Raw genomic sequence first — 18,699 nt, 5'->3', positions numbered from 1 at the left:
GAGAGACTTAAAAATGCCATATATTGCTGATGTTTATGCTCGTGAAGTATTAGATTCCCGTGGTAATCCTACTGTTGAAGTTGAAGTGTTCACTGAATCCGGTGCGTTTGGCCGCGCTTTAGTACCAAGTGGTGCTTCTACTGGTGAATACGAAGCAGTTGAGCTTCGTGACGGTGACAAAGGCCGCTACCTTGGCAAAGGTGTTCAAAAAGCAGTTGACAACGTTAACGAAATTATTGCGCCAATGCTTGTTGGCGAAGAGTACAGTGTCCTTGATCAGGTTGCTGTTGACAAAGCCCTTATCGAGCTTGACGGTACTGAAAACAAGGGTAAATTAGGCGCAAACGCCATCCTAGGCGTATCGATGGCAGTTGCTCACGCTGCTGCAAACTATTTAGATGTTCCGTTATATCAATACCTTGGGGGCTTCAATTCCAAGCAGCTTCCAGTGCCAATGATGAACATCGTTAACGGCGGCGAGCATGCTGATAACAACGTAGATATTCAAGAATTCATGATTATGCCTGTAGGTGCTCCAAACTTTAAAGAAGCACTTCGCATGGGTGCAGAAATTTTCCACACTTTAAAATCAGTTCTTAAAGCAAAAGGACTTAATACAGCTGTTGGTGACGAGGGCGGCTTTGCTCCAAACTTAGGATCTAACGAAGAAGCATTGCAAACAATCGTAGAAGCGATTGAAAAAGCTGGTTATAAACCAGGCGAACAAGTTATGCTGGCTATGGATGCCGCATCTTCTGAGTTTTATAACAAAGAAGATGGCAAATACCATTTGGCAGGCGAAGGCAAAGTCAAGACTTCTGAAGAAATGGTTGCATGGTATGAAGAGCTTGCTTCCAAATACCCAATCATCTCTATTGAAGACGGTTTGGATGAAAACGACTGGGAAGGTCACAAGCTGTTAACTGAGCGCCTTGGGGGTAAAGTTCAGTTAGTCGGTGACGACTTATTCGTAACGAACACTAAAAAGCTTGCTGAAGGAATCGAGCGCGGCATTGCCAACTCCATCCTGATCAAGGTTAACCAAATCGGTACTCTTACTGAAACATTTGATGCAATTGAAATGGCGAAGCGCGCTGGCTACACTGCAGTAATCTCCCACCGTTCCGGTGAAACAGAAGATGCTACAATCGCTGACATCGCTGTTGCAACTAACGCTGGCCAAATCAAAACTGGTGCGCCATCTCGTACTGACCGTGTGGCAAAATACAACCAATTGCTTCGCATTGAAGACCAATTAGGTGAAACAGCACAATTCAATGGCATTAAATCTTTCTACAACCTGAAGAAGTAATTCTTTTGTGAAATAAACCTCCTGCGCCACATGCAGGGGGTTTTCTTTTTTCCATTAAAAGCAGGGAATCAACCAGTCATTGTTTAATTAATATATATATACGACCTTTGATAATCATAGAAAGACTGGGGAAGAGGAATGAAAAAATATTTGAAACGTTTATCCAAATTCCAAATGTTGCTCATCCTTATAGCAGTCCTGGCAATTGGATTTTATTATTTTTACTCAATAGAATCTTTGCCATTTCAAAAAGCGGATGTAGTCGTGCAGGAAGCGAAAACGGAAAAGGGCAAGAGTGTCCTTCAACTTCAGGATGCAACGAGCGAGCAGGCAGCCGAAGAATTTCCGCTTACTATGCAGGAAAGTGAAGTCATGTCAGCCATTCATAAAATGTCACACCAAAAAGTAACCGCTACTAAAAAGTGGGGAGCGATTCCGTTAACACCGCAGCGTGTGGAGCGGTTACTACAGGTGATCACACAGAATAAGGCCAAGTATAAAAACTCCCAACTTTTCCTTAACATTTTAAACCGCTGGGCTAAGGAGGATTTTTCACAGGCAGACGTTGAACATAACGCGATTTGGAAACTCCAGGGCGGCACGATTGGAAAAGCGACGGGGCTCTCATCAACCCATGAGGAAAAAGAATTTATTGAGGAAAACTTTAATATTAAGCTTGAAAAGTAACATTGGAGGTCTATTTTCTCCCAAAAGCTGTCACAGAAACGTGTATTGTTAAAATGCGAATAATATGGTAAATTTAAAATACTGTGTAATGTACGTAACAGGAGGTGGCCTTTCATGCATGCAGTTTTAGTTACATTATTAGTTATTGTAAGTGTCGGACTTATCGTTGTTGTCTTACTTCAATCAGGTAAAAGCGCTGGTCTATCCGGTGCGATTTCCGGTGGGGCTGAAACCCTATTCGGCAAGCAAAAAGCACGGGGAATTGATTTAATTCTGCACCGTATCACGGTTGTATTATCCGTCCTTTTCTTCCTGCTTACCCTTGCAGTAACTTACTTTAAAATCTAATATTTAAAAATCAAAACCCGGCTGAAAATGCTGGGTTTTTTGTATTTTTATAAGCCTTTTTAATGGAATGTTCAACCCTTGTTTGCTTAAACTAAGGAATAGTGACAAACTGGTAGAAGGAGTTTTTTGTATGAAAATAGCATTGCCAAAACCATTCACATTTGAGGGAGGCCCACGGGCGGTGCTGCTGCTTCACGGCTTTACCGGAAATTCTTCCGATGTCCGGATGCTGGGACGATTTTTAGAAAAAAAAGGCTACACCTGCCATGCCCCCCATTATAAGGGCCACGGCGTTCCCCCTGAAGAATTGGTTGGTACCGGCCCTGAAGATTGGTGGCAGGATGTCATGAATGGCTATGAATTGTTAAAAAAACGAGGGCATGAAGAAATTGCTGTCGCTGGACTTTCGCTTGGCGGGGTATTTTCCCTAAAATTGGGATACAATGTACCTATAAAGGGAATTGTGCCGATGTGCGCCCCAATGCATATTAAAAGTGAAGAAGTCATGTACGAAGGAGTTCTCGAATATGCCCGTGAATTTAAAAAACGGGAAGGGAAAAGTGACGAGCAAATACAATTGGAAATGAATGAGTTTAAAAAAACACCGATGCAGACGTTAAAAGCGCTGCAGGCATTAATTGCAGATGTTAGGGATAATATCGATATGATTTACGCGCCAACCTTTGTCGTGCAGGCACGCCACGACAAGATGATCAATACAGAGAGCGCCAATATCATATACGAGAATATTGAATCAACGAAAAAGCAAATTAAATGGTACGAAGAATCGGGCCATGTTATCACGCTTGACCAGGAAAAAGAGCAGCTTCACGAGGATGTGTATGGCTTTTTGGATAGTCTGGACTGGCGTGTCTAAAGGAGTGAAAGAGAATGGAAGATAATATTCAAAAGCACGTTGACAAGCTTTTGCAATATATGAAGGACGAGGCGTATAAACCGTTGACGGTTCAAGAGCTCGAAGCGGCATTTGGCATCGAGGACTCGGCTGATTTTAAGGAGTTTGTCAAAGCCCTAGTCCAAATGGAAGAAAAGGGGTTAGTGGTGCGGACCCGAGCTAATCGTTACGGTCTGCCGCAAAAAATGAATCTGATTCGCGGCAAGCTGATAGGGCATGCCAAGGGATTCGCCTTTGTTGTCCCGGATGAGCCGGGAATGGATGATATTTTTATCCCGCCGAACGAAACCAATACCGCGATGCACGGTGATACGGTTTTAGTCCGCATCTCCTCGGAGAACTCGGGACAGCGCCGGGAGGGCAGCATCATCAGAATCATCGAACGAGGCATTCAGCAAATCGTCGGAACATATGTGGAGAGTAAAAGTTTCGGCTTTGTAATCCCGGATGACAAGAAATTTGCCAGCGACATTTTTATTCCAAAAGCTGCTTCCAAAGGAGCGGTGGAAGGGCATAAGGTTGTCGTTAAGCTTACCTCCTACCCTGAAGGACGCAAAAGTGCCGAGGGAGAGGTTATCACGATACTTGGTCATAAAAATGATCCAGGTGTTGATATACTTTCCGTCATACATAAGCACGGGCTGCCAATGGAGTTCCCTGATGAAGTACTGCAGCAAGCGATTGACGTGCCTGACACCATTGATGAAAGTGAACTCGCCAACCGCCGCGACCTTCGCGGTGAAACGATTGTAACAATCGATGGAGCTGACGCGAAAGACCTCGATGACGCGGTTACGGTCACGAAGCTTGAGAATGGCAACTTTAAGTTAGGCGTCCATATCGCTGATGTCAGCTATTATGTAAAAGAAGGCACGCCAATCGATGTTGAAGCGGCAGACCGGGCCACGAGTGTTTATTTAGTAGACCGCGTAATTCCGATGATTCCACATCGGCTGTCAAACGGTATTTGTTCTTTGAATCCGAAGGTGGATCGCTTGACCTTGTCGTGTGAGATGGAAATTTCAGCGGATGGCACTGTTGTATCGCATGAAATTTTTCAGAGTGTCATAAAAACGACCGAGAGAATGACATATCATGATGTTAACCTGATACTTGTAGAGAAGGATGAGGCTGTCAGGGCACGTTACGAGCGGCTCGTTCCAATGTTTGAGTTAATGGAAGAACTGGCTTCGATTCTTCGTACTAAACGGATGACCCGCGGTGCTATCGATTTCGATTTTAAAGAATCGAAGGTTCTGGTTGATGAGGAAGGTAAGCCGTCCGATGTGGTTTTACGTGAGCGTTCAGTGGCCGAGCGCCTGATTGAAGAGTTCATGCTGGCAGCCAACGAAACGGTTGCTGAACATTTTCACTGGATGGAAGTCCCGTTCATATACCGGATTCACGAGGACCCAAAGGAAGACAAACTGCGAAAGTTTTTCGAGTTTATTACGAACTTTGGCTACATCGTGCGCGGATCAGCTAATGAAGTCCACCCACGGGCATTACAGGCAATTATTGAAGAGGTACAGGGCAAACCGGAGGAAATGGTCGTTTCTACGGTTATGCTGCGCTCAATGCAGCAGGCAAAGTACTACCCGGAGAGCCTTGGACACTTTGGCTTGTCGACGCAATTTTATACGCATTTCACGTCGCCAATTCGCCGCTATCCCGATACGATTGTGCACCGGTTGATTCGCACCTATATAGTTGAAGGTAAGCTGGATGAGGCGACCCGCGCAAAATGGGATGCGCAGCTTCCTGAGATTGCCCAGCATTCCTCCAAAATGGAGCGCCGGGCCGTCGATGCCGAGCGCGAAACCGATGAATTGAAAAAAGCGGAATACATGGAGGATAAGATTGGTGTCGAGTATGACGGCATCATCAGCTCCGTTACGAATTTCGGGATGTTCGTCGAGCTGCCAAACACCATTGAGGGCCTTGTCCACGTCAGCTATATGACCGATGACTACTACCGTTTTGATGAGCGCCATTATGCGATGATTGGCGAGCGTACCGGCAACGTATTCCGAATCGGTGATGAAATCACTGTTCGTGTTGTTTCTGTAAACAAAGATGAGCGTTCGATTGATTTTGAAATTGTCGGTATGAAGGGAACTCGGCGCCGGGAGGTACCCGATCGACCGAAGATCATTAAAACTGGCAGCAATACGAGCAAGCCGCGCCGGGGTAAAGATGGAGGCCGCGGTGGCAGTGCGAGTGGCGGCGGTAAAGGCGCCGGTGGTCGCAAGTCCGAAACTGCCGGAGGCGCGACTGACGGTCAGGGCAGCGGAAAATCGAAAAAGAAACGTAAATTCTATGATAATGTTCCAATTAACAAAAGCACCAAGCGGAAAAAGAAGAAACGCTAATGGGGGAGGGCCTGGTTCAGGGCTCTCTTTCGTTGTCTTATCGTGGCTCGTATAATAGGAAACATATATAAGACAAAAAGGGTGCAGTAAGTGCGGAAGTGTCTAATAGGAGACGTCTAAAAGACAAGTTCATGCGGGTAGAGTGAGAAAGTGTCTAATAGGAAGCCACTAAAAGACAAAATCGAGGTTGCAAGGTACGAAATTGTCTTAAAGAAGGCGTCTATAAGACAAAACCAGGCGTGATGAGTGAGTATGTGTCTAATAGACATCGCTTGAAAGACATAATCATAAATTTGAAGGGGTAAAACGTCTTTCATCAAGCCGCTGAAGGACAAAACGCAACTTGAAACTGTGAAAAATGTCTCTCAAGGCTGATGAAGGACAAAACGCAACACAAAATCACAAAAATGTCCTTCATCCAAACATCCGCATTTCTAATTGTACACCCCATGCCCGTTCTGCTAAAATTAACTAGTAAACGAGGTGAAAAATATGCCAAAAGGTGAAGGGAAGGTTGTCGCCCAAAACAAAAAGGCAACTCATGATTATTTTATCGAAGAAACGTACGAGGCTGGAATCGTCCTCCAGGGTACAGAAATCAAATCAATCCGTGCCGGGAAGGTCAATTTAAAGGACTCATATGTTAGAATTCAAAATGGCGAAGCTGTATTATTCGGGATGCACATCAGCCCCTATGAACAGGGAAACCGCTACAACCATGATCCTTTAAGAACGCGCAAACTTTTGCTTCATAAAAAGGAAATTAATAAGCTCTTTGGTGAAGTGAAAGAAGCAGGGTATGCGCTGATCCCATTAAAGCTTTATCTGAAAAATGGTTTTTGCAAGGTGTTAGTGGGTATGGCTAAAGGTAAAAAGAATTACGATAAGCGTCAGACCTTGAAAGAAAAAGAAGCAAAACGTGATATTGAGCGTGCCTTCCGCGACAGACAAAAGATGTAGAAGATGGTCACTGGCAGGTCTTACAAATACTTACAATTGAAAAATGCACTCAGTATGTTATAATAAGTTTGTCGCTAAGTTAGCGGCAAGAAACTTTTGCTCAAAGTATTGTTGAGCATCCGAACGTCTGCTTAAATCTTTAACCAGATTTCAGCACATTTTATAATGGGGACGCTACGGATTCGACAGGGGTAGTTTGAGCTTAGGTTGCGAGTCGAGGGGATCGGCCTCGTTAAAACGTCAAAGCCATAACTGGCAAAACTAACAACAACTTAGCTTTCGCAGCTTAATAACTGCATAGCTGTTCGCCCCTCCATCGCCTATGTGGTAGGGTAGCGGACTCACTCTTAGTAGGCTACGCCGGAGTCCACCGCCTGAGGACGAAGGAAGAGAACAACCAGGCTAGCTGACCGGACGCCGGTCGATAGGCAAAAGGCTCAGCGAAGCGCCAATATATCGACTACACTCGTAGATGCTTAAGTGCCGATATCTTTGGACGTGGGTTCGATTAGTAATTAGTCGCCTTATGTGGTAACACATAAGTGAAAATTCGGCTTTATCGGGGAAACCTAAACCGCTTGAAAAAGCGATACGGCAATCCCGAGCGGTATGTGGAGTAATCCAACAGCCGTGTATCGACTTATAGGCTGCCACTCAGTGGGTAGTACTAGGATGCGAAATCACTGCCTCAAGAGGTAAATTTATGATTCGCATAAGACGCCGGAGGGCCTGTCACAACACAGGTTCAAGATATAGTCAGTGCCATGACGAAAGCATGGAAGAGCGCGTCCCACCGTCTCCACCATACATAGGTGGATAACAAGATCAGTCTTTATGGCTGGTCTTTTTTATATTTGAAAAAATTGTTCTTCAAATTCAATTTTTTGTCTTTGTAATTTTGGACTATATTTCCCATTACGTGGCGTAACATTTTCATATTGAGCTAATATCCATTTTGCACGCTCTCTTTTTTGTTGAACTCTAAGGAAAGGAGTAATATGTTTTAAAGCGTCAAAAACATCACTCTTATTTTTGATATATAGTACAAATGAATCTTTATGTTTTTCAGGGTTATAGTTCTTCTTATTGTTAATAACACCTCCAATTAAGGATCGAACATAAATTAGGAGATCTTTATCAGTTGAAGCAATTGATATACACGGTCGACGAAACTCATTAGGATGCATTTTTGTAAGCGTAATTGTTCCTTCACCATCAATTATTCCAGCGACATAAGAGGCTTCCCAATTCTCCACTATTCTCCCTCCTTTAACCGAACGTACATTCCTATTTTGATTATATTATTTTCACCAAATTAATGCAAAAATTTCCACTAATTTTTGTATATCAAGTTTCGACACCATTCCCCAAACTTATTAAGTACGAAGTAGTACTCAAGTAGTATAACTACAATTTCAGTATAATACCTTATTATGAATTTACTAAAAATTTGGTAATTTTGATTGAATTGGCCTTCTGGGAATTTTATACTAAGAAAAAAATCGCTTGGAGGATAATATTGGAAATGCAGAAAAAAGCAGAAACGAGAAAAAAATATCGTCGAAATTCGAAAGCATTTATTACAGGAGCCATCGCGCTGATTAGTTTAACTTCTATGACTTTTTCTCCTCATTCAGCTTCCGCTCAAACACCCCTTGGCATTGGCTCTATAACTCAATCAATTACATCACCCCTAGCAATAAATTCATCTGGCCTTACAGGTGGCGGCACTGGTGCCCATACTGATCCTGGTTCCTTAGTAGGTGGTGTTACCGGAGTCGTCGGCGGGGTTACTGGAGCAGTAGGTGGCGTTGTTGGACAGGTAGGCGAGGTAGTCCAAGACCCAGCCAAAGCAGTAACAGAAATCATTCAAGACCCAACTTCAACAGTTGGAAAAATCACCGACCCACTTTTAAACCCGCCGAAAAAAAATGACCCGGGGACGAATCAGAGTCCAACTCCGTCAACCGAGAATAATCAGTCAAGTAACCCGGTTGAGCAGATAACGGATACATTGAAAGACCCAACAAAAGTAATTGACCAGGTGACAGACATCCTGGAGGACCCATCTCAAATCGGCAATAAAATTAAAGATACGATTGTACCGGGGACAGGCAGTAACGGTGAAATCCCTGGAGCTGCCAACATTAACATGATGGCCAAGGAGACCTTAACGGGCAAACTTCTTAAGAACGGGGATAAATACAAATTATTCCTCGAGTACTCAGGCACCCCGGCGGTTGGCGTTAAAATGCTCAGCAAAACCTATGTGTTTTTTCACATGCCAGAGGAGTTTACTTCACTTTTAGCAAGCAATGACTTTAAAAAGGCAATAAAGGCTACCTATCATGTCCCGGTAATCGGTTCTAGTGGACCAAGCGCAATCAATGCAGGGACGTTTGCTGACAGTGCTGTCAAAATTGATAATGCCACCAACAGTATTGTATTGGTGCACAGCGACTCGCTTTCCCTGTCTTTAAATGCACCTTTGAATTTCAGTTTAAGTATTGATTTGGAACAATTGCCGGCTTCAAATGATAAGGTCTACACCTTTGTTTCAACAGCCTATGATAAAAACATCATTAAGCTTGATTTGCTTGAAGCCAAGGGAGCAAGAGTGGATATTGATGTTCCGGATGGCAATGAAAATGGAAATGACCCAGGTAAGGATAATGACGGTTCCACTCCAAGTCCAGGCGGAGGGAATAATGATGCTGGCGGAGGAAATAACGGTGGAGGCGGAGGCAATAATGGCGCAGGTGGAGATAGCGGTGGGAAAGGAACGGGCTCTTCCGATGGAAAAAGCGGTTCTGGAACAATATCAGATTGGCTAGGCCATATCCTGCCAAAAACAGCCTCGAATATGTGGAATATTGGACTAATTGGGATGATCCTCACCATGGTCGGGGCCGCATTAAAATTCAATAGAATGAAAAAATTAATATAATAAATAACATGATAAACCATTGTAGATGGTGCCTGACACCCAAAGCAAAGTAAACACAGTGCAAAATCACGAAATGATGCCTGACACCCAAAAGAAGCTATCCAAGTTGGATAGCTTCTTATTTCACTTTTTTAATGTTTCATGTTATTCATGTTGATATTGCCCATGCCGGCATTCATATTGTTCATATTGTTCATGCCAGCATTCATGTTCATATTCATGTTGCCCTGTGGCATGCCCGTTGCCGGTGCATAGGCATTCACCATTGTCATCATGTCCTGCTGAGCCAGCTGTGGTACTTGATAATACTGATGCTTGTTCATATAAATCGAAAGCTCGTAGCCCATTTCGATGCAGTTTGGCACAGAGTCAGCGAGGACGCGGCGGACCACCGGGTTGGTCGTTTCCAACGCTGCCATTGTCTTATGAGTTGCCCCAGCTTTGCAGGCGGCAAGCATTGCCCCTACAATAAACTCATCAGAAATCTCCATCATGTTTTGCATTGGTTTCTTTGGTTGAGTAGGTATTATGCCATAAATGAAATCATTTCCTTGGTTCATTTTGTAGCTTTGGGTCGGCTTGGACGGGTCCTGTCCTGATTTAAAGCTCTCAAGCGTGATATTATATTCTTCCTGCATAAATTGATATTGACTGTTCAAAATATCCAATAATTCCGGGTCCTTAACGTGCTGCTTGTACATCATATAATGGTTCATGGCACTGATTGAATCGGATAAAACTTCATGAACATCAAACATTTCGTGACCACCGTGATTCATCTGCGGCGGTACAGCCCCCGTGTGCATGTTTTGGTGCATTTGCCCTTGCTGGTTTTGCATCATAATCAAAACTCCTCCTTCGATAAATTGAAAACAGCCATATTTATTTTGTGACAAGGGAGAATTGTTATTCATAAAAAGGTCCACTGTAAGAACTGTCTAGATATTTTTTGGAAAAATTTGGACAAAAAGATATGCATGTTGCTATCATTAGGTTAAAGACAATAGAAGGGCTATCTATTTGCGACTTAAATAGGAAGCAGTAATTTTATGGAGTAATCAATTAAGAATGGTAGTGATAAAGCATGTTTATTAACGTAAAAATGGAAAGTGATCGCTTGGTCATCCGCCCGTATCAGGATGAAGATGCCCAGGAGATTTTTGAGATGGTAACGCAGAAGGAATTGTCAGCAATAGGGCTCCTTGGCAACAGTTATGACAAAAACATAAAGGAAATTGCCGCCAATAATCATACAAATCAAAAACCCCCTCTTCAACTTAAAAATCCGAAGAGGGGGATTCCCTAAAAGGTAATTCAGTTTTAACCAAACCTACGCCAGAACCGGTGCACCCAGTAATGAAACCACTGTCCCAGCTTTGCCTTCGACCGCTGCAACTGCCTGATCCAATGAAGTAATAATCGTCCGCCGGCCCGGGCTAGTTTGCGCAAATTGTATCGCTGCTTCAACTTTCGGGAGCATGCTTCCTGGTGCAAAGTGCCCCTCCGCAATATACCCATTTAATTCTGGGATGCTGACATCCGCCAATTTTTTCATAGTTGGCTTGTTAAAGTCAATACAGACATTGTCCACACCAGTGAGTATCACTAACGCATCAGCATTAACAAGCTCAGCCAGTTTTTCTGAAGCAAAATCTTTATCGATAACCGCCTCGACACCCACGATGCCATCCGGAGTTTTCACGACAGGGATTCCGCCGCCTCCCACGGAAATTACGATGTTCCCAGCCTCAACTAATGAATTGATTACCTCGTGCTCAAGAATGCTGACAGGTCTAGGTGATGGTACCACTCGTCTCCAGCCGCGGCCGGCATCCTCTTTAAATTTAAAGCCTGTTTCCTCCATGATGCGTGTAGCTTCTTCTTCGCTGTAAAAGGGTCCAATCGGCTTGGTAGGATTTAAAAATGCCGGATCATCCGGATCAACCGCAACACGTGTCACAACTGTCACAACATTTTTGGCTATACCCCGTTCTTTCAACGCTTTGTCCATCGCGTTCTGCATCCAGTAACCAATCATGCCTTGGCTCATTGATCCACACGTATCAAGTGGCATTGCTGGATTTTTTACAGAATCAGCGGCAGCTTGCTGGAGCAAGAGGTTACCCACTTGGGGACCATTGCCGTGTGAAATGATAATATCTATTCCTTGCTCGATAAAATCAACTAATTGACGTGCTGTCGTTTCGAGTGCCTGCTGCTGGGCAGCGGCTGAAGCATCACCTGATTGAATCGCATTTCCACCTAATGCAACGACTACTTTCTGTTTTTTCATATAAAATCGCCTCTCCGTTCAAGGGTGCGGGCTTCCCGCTCCGCACCACTATTAATCTCTTAAGACATAATCGTAGCAATACTCATAATCACCATAACAACAATGGATAGCACCAACACCAATTTCCAAACATGCTTTAAATAAGTGCTATATGGGATCCGGGCAATTGCCAGTGCGCCCATGATGACAGCGCTTGTTGGTGTCAACAAGTTCACGATTCCAGAAGCACTTTGGTAAGCAGTGATCATGATGTCACGGCCAACACCTGCAAAGTCGGCTAACGGTGCCATAATCGGCATTGACAGAGTGGCAAGTCCTGAAGTGGATGGAACCAGGAATGACAGCGGCAAGTAGAAGATATACGCCAGGTTCGTGAACATCACAGACCCAATATTGTCTAACAAACCTTCGCCCCAATGCAGAACCGTTGCGGTCATTCCGCCTGCATCCATCACGACTGTGATACCGCGGGAAATGCCAATGATGATGGCAACCCCGAGCAAATCTCTGGCACCATTGATAAACGTACTTGTAAAGTCTTCTTCACCCATCCTGTAGATGAAAGCAATGATGATGGAGGAAGTTAAGAACAGCATCGTTAACTCGCCGAACCACCAGTCGCCAAGCGGAATCATGCCGCCGAGCAATTTTCCGATGAACGGAATTTTTCCTAAAGCATTTACCAAATCTTCAAAAATAGTAATATTAAATTTGTAAGCCCAAGGAATAACGCCGAGGATCATGATGACAAAGGTTAAGCCGAAGACGGAAAGAACAGCTTTACGTTTGCCTGTAAATTCGATGTCTTCATTCTTTTGGTTTAAGAAATGCTTTTCGTTATCTTCTTTCATATTGGCAATCAACGACTTGGATGGATCGTCCTTTACCTTCTTCGCGTAACGCATGACGAATAGAATCGCAATAATCAAAGTAACAATCAAGATGACGAGGCGCAGCCCCATGCCATCACCAATGGAAACACCGGCAAATCCGGAAGCGATTCCAGTTGCAAACGGGTTAACCGTTGAACCCAAACATCCTACACCGGCACCGATTGCGATTATGGTTACCGCTGTCAGTGCGTCATAACCAGCCGCAATGAGCACCGGAATGAGGATTGGATAGAAAGCAATTGTTTCTTCCGCCATTCCGTATGTGGTACCGCCGATGGCAAATAACGTCATTAGAATCGGAATCAGCCACTGCTCTCGGCCTTTTAATTTTCGAATAACCCTGGTAACCCCGGCATCAATGGCACCGGTTTTCATGACGACACCAAGGAATCCACCAATTACTAGAACGAACAAGGCGATATCTTTCGCATCAAAAAATCCGTTTATCGGAGCGTTCAGTACTTCCCATAAACCTTGAGGTGTTTGGTCAGAGCTAGGCAGCACCTGGTAAGTTCCTGAAACAGGGATTTCTGTTTCCGTAGCTTTGTCGACTTTCGTATCGTATTTTCCTCCTGGTATGACCCAGGTTAACGCAGCAATGACAACAATAATCAGAAATAATAACGTATAAGCGGTAGGCATTTTCAGCTTTTTCATATAAATTCCTCCATTAATATGGAATAAAACAATTGCACGGGGTGCGGGTAACACCCCGTGATGAATCTAAGCCTATCGTGTTAGTTGGTAAATCGCTTTTGCATAAATCAGCATCGCTTTGAACATTTCTTCTAATTCGATATGCTCATCCGGCTGATGCTCGGTTTTCGTCTGGTTCGGGAACACTGCGCCAAAGGCCACAAAGTTATCCATTGCCCGGGCATAGGTGGCACCGCCTGACGAAATCGGTTCCGATACAAGATCACCGGTAACCTCTTGATAAACGCCCATTAATGTTGTTATTAAAAAATGGTCCTTCGGTACGTAGATAGATTTTAGGAAATCGAATTCACTGTATTCCAAGCCGTACTCTTGAGCCGCAGCCGAAAGTTTTGCGACAATCTCTTCTTTATTTGCTGTCACTGGGATACGAATATCAATCGAAAGTCTTTCAATATCCTCGTTTAGTTCGATTTTTCCAACATTGAACTTCAATTTTCCGGATGCTTCATCTTCACAATCTCCAAAAATAGCTGTCGCAAATGGATCTTCTTTTACCAAATCATTGATGAACTCAATTGTATTTGAAGTGTAACCAATTTGCTTGAGCACGATGAGAAGTCTGTTTATGGCGTTAATGCCTTTTTCAGCTACTTGGGCGTGAACGGATTTCCCGAGCACGGTGATTTCATTGTCTTCCGTTTCATAAGGGAACCCTAACTCATCCAGAGCTGTACGCAAATCTGCTTGTTTTGGTCCGCCATACCGAGCAGTGTCAGGCACCGCATTAAACGCATTTCCACCAGTAACTCTTAAGTTGGTTTCGTTTTGCCCTTCAAGTGTGAGCTGCAGCAAGCCTTTTTCCGCATAAACGAGCGGGAAGACCGAGTCAGGAGCAAAGCCCATACTTGGAATTTCTTCAATTTCGCAATAGCGCTTCATACAGCGCCACAGCGTTTCTTCATCGGTCCCGAAGATAAACCGGACTCTCTTTTTAAAAATAACCCCAAGATTCATTAACGCTTTCACCGCAAACAATGCAGCCAATGTCGGACCTTTGTCATCCTGGGTGCCGCGGCCGTACATTTTCCCGTCTTTTATAGTTGCTTGGAAAGGAGACGACTGAGTCCATTCATTTCCTGCTGGGACAACATCCAGATGGCCAAGAACGCCAATCATATCCTCGCCTGCACCAATTTCGGCATAGCCGTAGTAGCCTTGCGGGTCGCAATAGGTTCTGAAGCCAAGTTCCTCACAGATTTCAAGGGTCTTCTTTAACGCATTATCAATTTCCTTACCAAACGGAAACCCGTCTCCGTCCTCATTGATTACACTTGGAATGTTCACCAGCTCCATCAACGCCTGATGAAAGTCGTTTTCAATTTTTCTAAGCTCTGGTATGAAAGATTCGGAGATTTTATTTGTTGGCATACTTTGGTAATCACTCCTTTTTTGAAAAGGTTTTTCTAAAAAGTGGTGCGTGTGACAGTAATGCAAGCTTATCTGACAGTAAAATGATCTCATCCGACAGTAATCAGAGTTCATCCGACAGTATCATGGAATCACCTGCAAGTGAAATTGCTTTATCCGCAAGTTGGGGTGGCGTATTCACAAGTTAGGATTACATATCCGCAAGTTGGAAGAGCCTATCCGCAAATTAGAGTCACTTATCCGCAAGTTAAACTTACATCTGAGAGTAAAGTTACCTTATCCGAGAGTAAAAACATGTTATCCGAGAGTAAAGCCGCCTTATCCGAGAGTAACGAACCCTTATCCGAGAGTAACCACCCTCACAACACAACCAAATCACCAAGAGGAGAGGAGGCGGATCACCCATCCATCTCCTCCCAAACTCTCACTATTCTAGGTTGCCCAAAGTTGCCGCCATTACTGCTTTGATGGTGTGCATTCTGTTTTCAGCCTGATCAAACACCTTGGAATGCTTGCTGCGGAACACTTCATCAGTCACTTCCATCTCTGCCAGGCCGTGTTGTTCATGAATAGCACGTCCATAGCTAGTTTCAAGGTCATGGAACGCTGGCAGGCAGTGTAAGAAAATCATATCGTCGTTGCCGGTTTTCTTAACCATTTCCATGTTGACTTGATATGGAGATAAAAGTTCGGTTCTTTCGGCGAACTTGTCTTCTTCACCCATGGATACCCACACGTCTGTGTAAATAACATCAGCTCCTGCAACACCTTCATCAACATTGCTAGTAATCGTTACGTGGCCGCCGGACTGGGCAGCAAATTTTTCAGCAATTGCCACGACTTCAGCATCTGGGAACAGGGACTCAGGAGTGACAATCCGAACATCCATACCAACAAGTGCTCCGCCGACAAGTAAGCTGTTGGCAACGTTATTGCGTCCGTCTCCTGCATAGACAAACTTGATTCCTTCTAGGCGGCCGAAGTTTTCTTTTACCGTTAAGAAGTCAGCAAGTGTTTGCGTAGGATGCCATTGGTCAGTTAAACCGTTCCATACAGGTACGCCAGAATGTTCAGCAAGCATATCGACTTTCTTATGTTCAAAGCCGCGGAACTCAATGCCATCAAACATGCGACCCAGTACCTTAGCGGTGTCTTCGATAGATTCTTTTTTACCCAACTGAATGTCATCTTTTCCTAGGTATTCAGGGTGTGCTCCAAGGTCGATACAAGCTACAGTAAATGCACAGCGAGTCCGAGTGGATGGCTTTTCAAAAAGTAATGCAATGTTCTTGCCGGCTAAATAACGATGCGGAATCCCCTGTTTCTTCTCATCCTTCAGTTTCATCGCCAAATCGATAAAATATAAGAACTCTTCTTTAGTAAAATCCATCTCGCGAAGAAAGCTTTTTCCATACAAATTAGGTGCAACTGCTAACATTTGTATCTACTCCTTTTAATTTGGTATTTTTATTGAAATATTATTTTTGGTTACCGTGCTCAAATTTCGGTTTGGCGAAATCATCGTCTGATTTGGCGAAAACACTTCGATATTCAGCGAAATGCACAGCAATCTCTTACGTACAACCCGAATAAAATTACTTCCGCAAATCCTCACGCACAATCGGCATGCTCATGCAGCGTGGGCCCCCACGGCCGCGGGATAATTCCGAGCTGCCGATTTCAAGGACTTCAATGCCATGCTGGCGCAATAAATCGTTAGAAATATAGTTTCTGTCATAGGTGACCACTACACCCGGTGCAATCGCCAATGTGTTGGAGCCGTCATTCCACTGCTCGCGGGATGCAGCAATTTCGTCGCCGCCGCCGCAAGGAATCAACACAAGCTCATTTAGATTCAGCACTTCTTTTAATGCTTCCTGAAGGTTGGTGCGATGGGTAATTTTTACGTGCTCCTCATCATGACCTTTTTCAAGAATATAAACATTCATATTGCCTGTCGGACCTTGAATCTCAGGGTGAATCGTAAACTTGTCGTAATCGACCATCGTAAACACTGTGTCAAGATGCATAAATGCGCGGCATTTTGGAATTTCCACAGCGACAACCTTTTTGAAGTTTGATTGCCGTTTAAACAAATTCAATGCCAATTTTTCAATGGCTCTTGCTGAAGTACGGGCAGAAACCCCAATCGCAATCACTTCATCACTAAGAACTAACTCATCGCCGCCTTCAATCGAGAACCCAAAATCGCGATCAAGCCAAACCGGAATATCGTGACCTGCGAAGCGTGGATGGTACTGAATGATGTATTGCATGAATAATGATTCACGTCGTCGTGCTGGCTCGCGCATTTTGTTAATCGACAATCCGTTACCGATGCTTGCCGCCGGGTCACGAGTGAAGTAAAGGTTTGGCATAGGGTCGAGATAGAATGGATAGTGATCCTCCATTAACTCGTATAGGTGTGATTTCTTACTCGGTTCGATTTCTCTTTTCAAAACTCCGGCCATCACTTTGTCAACCATGTCGGTGGTTGAGAAGGAGAGTAAATATTCCCTCAAAACGTTCGCAGCCCCGTTGACATTCGCCTTGCTTTCTCTTAAAATATCATCTGTGAATTGTTTTTTTATCTCTGGATTACTCAGGGTTTCAACAACCAATTTTTCGAGGTATAGGACTTCTATGCCTCTATTTTTTAATGTCTCGGCAAAATAATCATGCTCTCTTTGAATGATAGGCAAATATGGAATGTCGTCGAATAACAATTGCTGCAAGTATTCAGGGGTGAGATTCTCGACTTCCTTGCCAGGACGCTTTAGTAAAACGGTTCGAAGGGTGCCGATTTCTGATGTCACATTAATCGGATGCTTCAACTGGTTCTGTATATTCCTCGGAGAAGTCATTTCCAGGATACTGCTCATTATCTTTCTTCCTCCTTTTTAAGCTTTCCTTACTACACCTTCATTGTAAGCGATAACATCCCCATGCCTTTGTTAGCGTTTTAACACCCCAACTGTGAAAATCCTTACGTTTTTTTGTCGTTGCTATAAAACTCCATGCATATTTATGTAAATTTTTATACATAACGGCATTCTCAATGGAATTTCCATGAATATCCTCTGAATGTCAAAAATAGTTCACAGATGAAGTTCTAATTTTCTGAAAAACAATCATAAAAAAGAGCCGGCACTGTATGCCGACCCTTATTGAAAATGATCTGGTTGATGAAATTTTATTTTCTTGCAATCTACTGAGATGACTCCATCCCTTTTTAATTGATTCATTAATAGACTAACCGTTTCTCTGGTTGTTCCTGATATTTTCGCAATATTGGCAGCAGTAAGCGGGCAGGGGATGACGATTTCTCCGCCAGCCTTGACCCCAAGATCCTCCATTAAAAACTTCAGTGTATGCAAAACACGGTCCTGGGCATTCGGGACAAGGATCTTTTGCACCCGCTTTTGATGAAGATTTAAAATACCAGACAATTTGTTGATTACGTGAAATAACAATTTAGGGTGGGATTTAATTAGGTTTTCCAACACATTTGTCTCGATAAAGTAAAGATACACATCGGTTACAGCAATGGCTGTGTCCTGGTAAACTTTATCCTGAAACAAACCACCATACGGAAACATTTGATTTTTCTTAATAAAATCAAGATACAGCATGCTGCCATCTTCGCTGTTCCTTTCAAACATCACATACCCATCCATCAAAAAGTAAATCTTATCCCGGGGGTCGCCTTGCATAAAAAGACGTTGGTTTTTCTTATAGCTGCGGAAATAGAAATGTGGCAGATATTTTTGTAAAGTCTTAACCTGCAAACCTTCTAAAATATCAAACTGGTTTAAATCATAAAGCGCATCCATATGAATCACATTGGAGTTGAGCATGTTGGACTCTCCTTTCGGTGTGGTTC

General features: G+C 43.7%; 16 protein-coding genes and 1 other RNA gene. 9 read left to right on the top strand and 8 right to left on the bottom strand.

Annotated elements, in window-relative coordinates:
* Window positions 1–13: 13 nt before the first annotated feature.
* The 7 genes from eno to ssrA all read left to right on the top strand — a co-directional run bounded on the left by eno (window position 14) and on the right by ssrA (window position 7,106).
* Window positions 14–1,312 (top strand): phosphopyruvate hydratase, encoded by a 1,299-nt coding sequence (eno, locus tag ACZ43M_RS23310; RefSeq protein ID WP_464504893.1) that lies wholly within the window; start codon window positions 14–16, stop codon window positions 1,310–1,312.
* Between the two features lie 138 nt (window positions 1,313–1,450).
* Window positions 1,451–1,999: a DUF6241 domain-containing protein gene (locus ACZ43M_RS23305; RefSeq protein WP_464504892.1), complete on the top strand. Its 549-nt coding sequence runs from the start codon at window positions 1,451–1,453 to the stop codon at window positions 1,997–1,999.
* Window positions 2,000–2,113: 114 nt separating this feature from the next.
* Complete coding sequence (gene secG / locus ACZ43M_RS23300; protein ID WP_464504891.1) at window positions 2,114–2,347, top strand: preprotein translocase subunit SecG; 234 nt, start codon at window positions 2,114–2,116, stop codon at window positions 2,345–2,347.
* A 130-nt stretch (window positions 2,348–2,477) separates the two neighbouring features.
* Window positions 2,478–3,224: an alpha/beta hydrolase gene (locus ACZ43M_RS23295; protein ID WP_464504890.1), complete on the top strand. Its 747-nt coding sequence runs from the start codon at window positions 2,478–2,480 to the stop codon at window positions 3,222–3,224.
* A gap of 14 nt (window positions 3,225–3,238) precedes the next feature.
* On the top strand, window positions 3,239–5,635 hold the full coding sequence (gene rnr, locus ACZ43M_RS23290; RefSeq protein ID WP_464504889.1) for a ribonuclease R: 2,397 nt from the start codon (window positions 3,239–3,241) through the stop codon (window positions 5,633–5,635).
* 492 nt (window positions 5,636–6,127) lie between these two features.
* Window positions 6,128–6,595: an SsrA-binding protein SmpB gene (smpB, locus tag ACZ43M_RS23285; protein WP_464504888.1), complete on the top strand. Its 468-nt coding sequence runs from the start codon at window positions 6,128–6,130 to the stop codon at window positions 6,593–6,595.
* 175 nt (window positions 6,596–6,770) lie between these two features.
* Window positions 6,771–7,106, top strand: a transfer-messenger RNA (tmRNA) gene (ssrA, locus tag ACZ43M_RS23280).
* 337 nt (window positions 7,107–7,443) lie between these two features.
* On the opposite strand, the gene ACZ43M_RS23275 is transcribed toward ssrA, so the two are convergent.
* On the bottom strand, window positions 7,444–7,851 hold the full coding sequence (locus tag ACZ43M_RS23275; protein WP_464504887.1) for an LAGLIDADG family homing endonuclease: 408 nt from the start codon (window positions 7,849–7,851) through the stop codon (window positions 7,444–7,446).
* A 263-nt stretch (window positions 7,852–8,114) separates the two neighbouring features.
* On the opposite strand from ACZ43M_RS23275, the gene ACZ43M_RS23270 reads away from it, so the two are divergent.
* Window positions 8,115–9,542, top strand: coding sequence for a hypothetical protein (locus ACZ43M_RS23270; protein WP_464504886.1), 1,428 nt, complete (start codon window positions 8,115–8,117; stop codon window positions 9,540–9,542).
* Window positions 9,543–9,673: 131 nt separating this feature from the next.
* Here the strand turns inward: ACZ43M_RS23270 and ACZ43M_RS23265 are convergent, their stop codons facing one another.
* The gene (locus ACZ43M_RS23265; protein WP_464508099.1) at window positions 9,674–10,381 is read right to left on the bottom strand and encodes a spore coat protein; all 708 of its coding nucleotides are present in this window, start codon (window positions 10,379–10,381) and stop codon (window positions 9,674–9,676) included.
* Window positions 10,382–10,626: 245 nt separating this feature from the next.
* Here ACZ43M_RS23265 and ACZ43M_RS23260 point away from each other — a divergent pair, with 245 nt between their 5' ends.
* Window positions 10,627–10,848, top strand: coding sequence for a hypothetical protein (locus ACZ43M_RS23260; protein ID WP_464504885.1), 222 nt, complete (start codon window positions 10,627–10,629; stop codon window positions 10,846–10,848).
* A 24-nt stretch (window positions 10,849–10,872) separates the two neighbouring features.
* Here ACZ43M_RS23260 and arcC read toward each other — a convergent pair whose 3' ends face one another.
* The 6 genes from arcC to ACZ43M_RS23230 all read right to left on the bottom strand — a co-directional run bounded on the left by arcC (window position 10,873) and on the right by ACZ43M_RS23230 (window position 18,673).
* Window positions 10,873–11,835, bottom strand: a complete 963-nt coding sequence (gene arcC / locus ACZ43M_RS23255; protein WP_464504884.1) for a carbamate kinase — start codon at window positions 11,833–11,835, stop codon at window positions 10,873–10,875.
* Between the two features lie 59 nt (window positions 11,836–11,894).
* Entirely contained in the window at window positions 11,895–13,385 is a 1,491-nt protein-coding gene (locus ACZ43M_RS23250; RefSeq protein ID WP_464504883.1) for a YfcC family protein, read from the bottom strand.
* A 72-nt stretch (window positions 13,386–13,457) separates the two neighbouring features.
* On the bottom strand, window positions 13,458–14,816 hold the full coding sequence (locus ACZ43M_RS23245) for a M20 family metallopeptidase (RefSeq protein WP_464504882.1): 1,359 nt from the start codon (window positions 14,814–14,816) through the stop codon (window positions 13,458–13,460).
* Window positions 14,817–15,243: 427 nt separating this feature from the next.
* A complete protein-coding gene (gene argF / locus ACZ43M_RS23240; RefSeq protein ID WP_464504881.1) occupies window positions 15,244–16,254 on the bottom strand; it encodes an ornithine carbamoyltransferase in 1,011 nt (336 codons plus the stop codon).
* Window positions 16,255–16,411: 157 nt separating this feature from the next.
* Window positions 16,412–17,650: an arginine deiminase gene (arcA, locus tag ACZ43M_RS23235; RefSeq protein WP_464508098.1), complete on the bottom strand. Its 1,239-nt coding sequence runs from the start codon at window positions 17,648–17,650 to the stop codon at window positions 16,412–16,414.
* Window positions 17,651–17,980: 330 nt separating this feature from the next.
* Window positions 17,981–18,673, bottom strand: a complete 693-nt coding sequence (locus ACZ43M_RS23230) for a Crp/Fnr family transcriptional regulator (RefSeq protein WP_464504880.1) — start codon at window positions 18,671–18,673, stop codon at window positions 17,981–17,983.
* Window positions 18,674–18,699: the final 26 nt, after the last annotated feature.

The organism is Neobacillus sp. B24 (assembly GCF_055381825.1).
The sequence above is the reverse complement of the archived record's forward strand: the minus strand, read 5'-3'. Positions and strand labels throughout refer to the sequence as shown.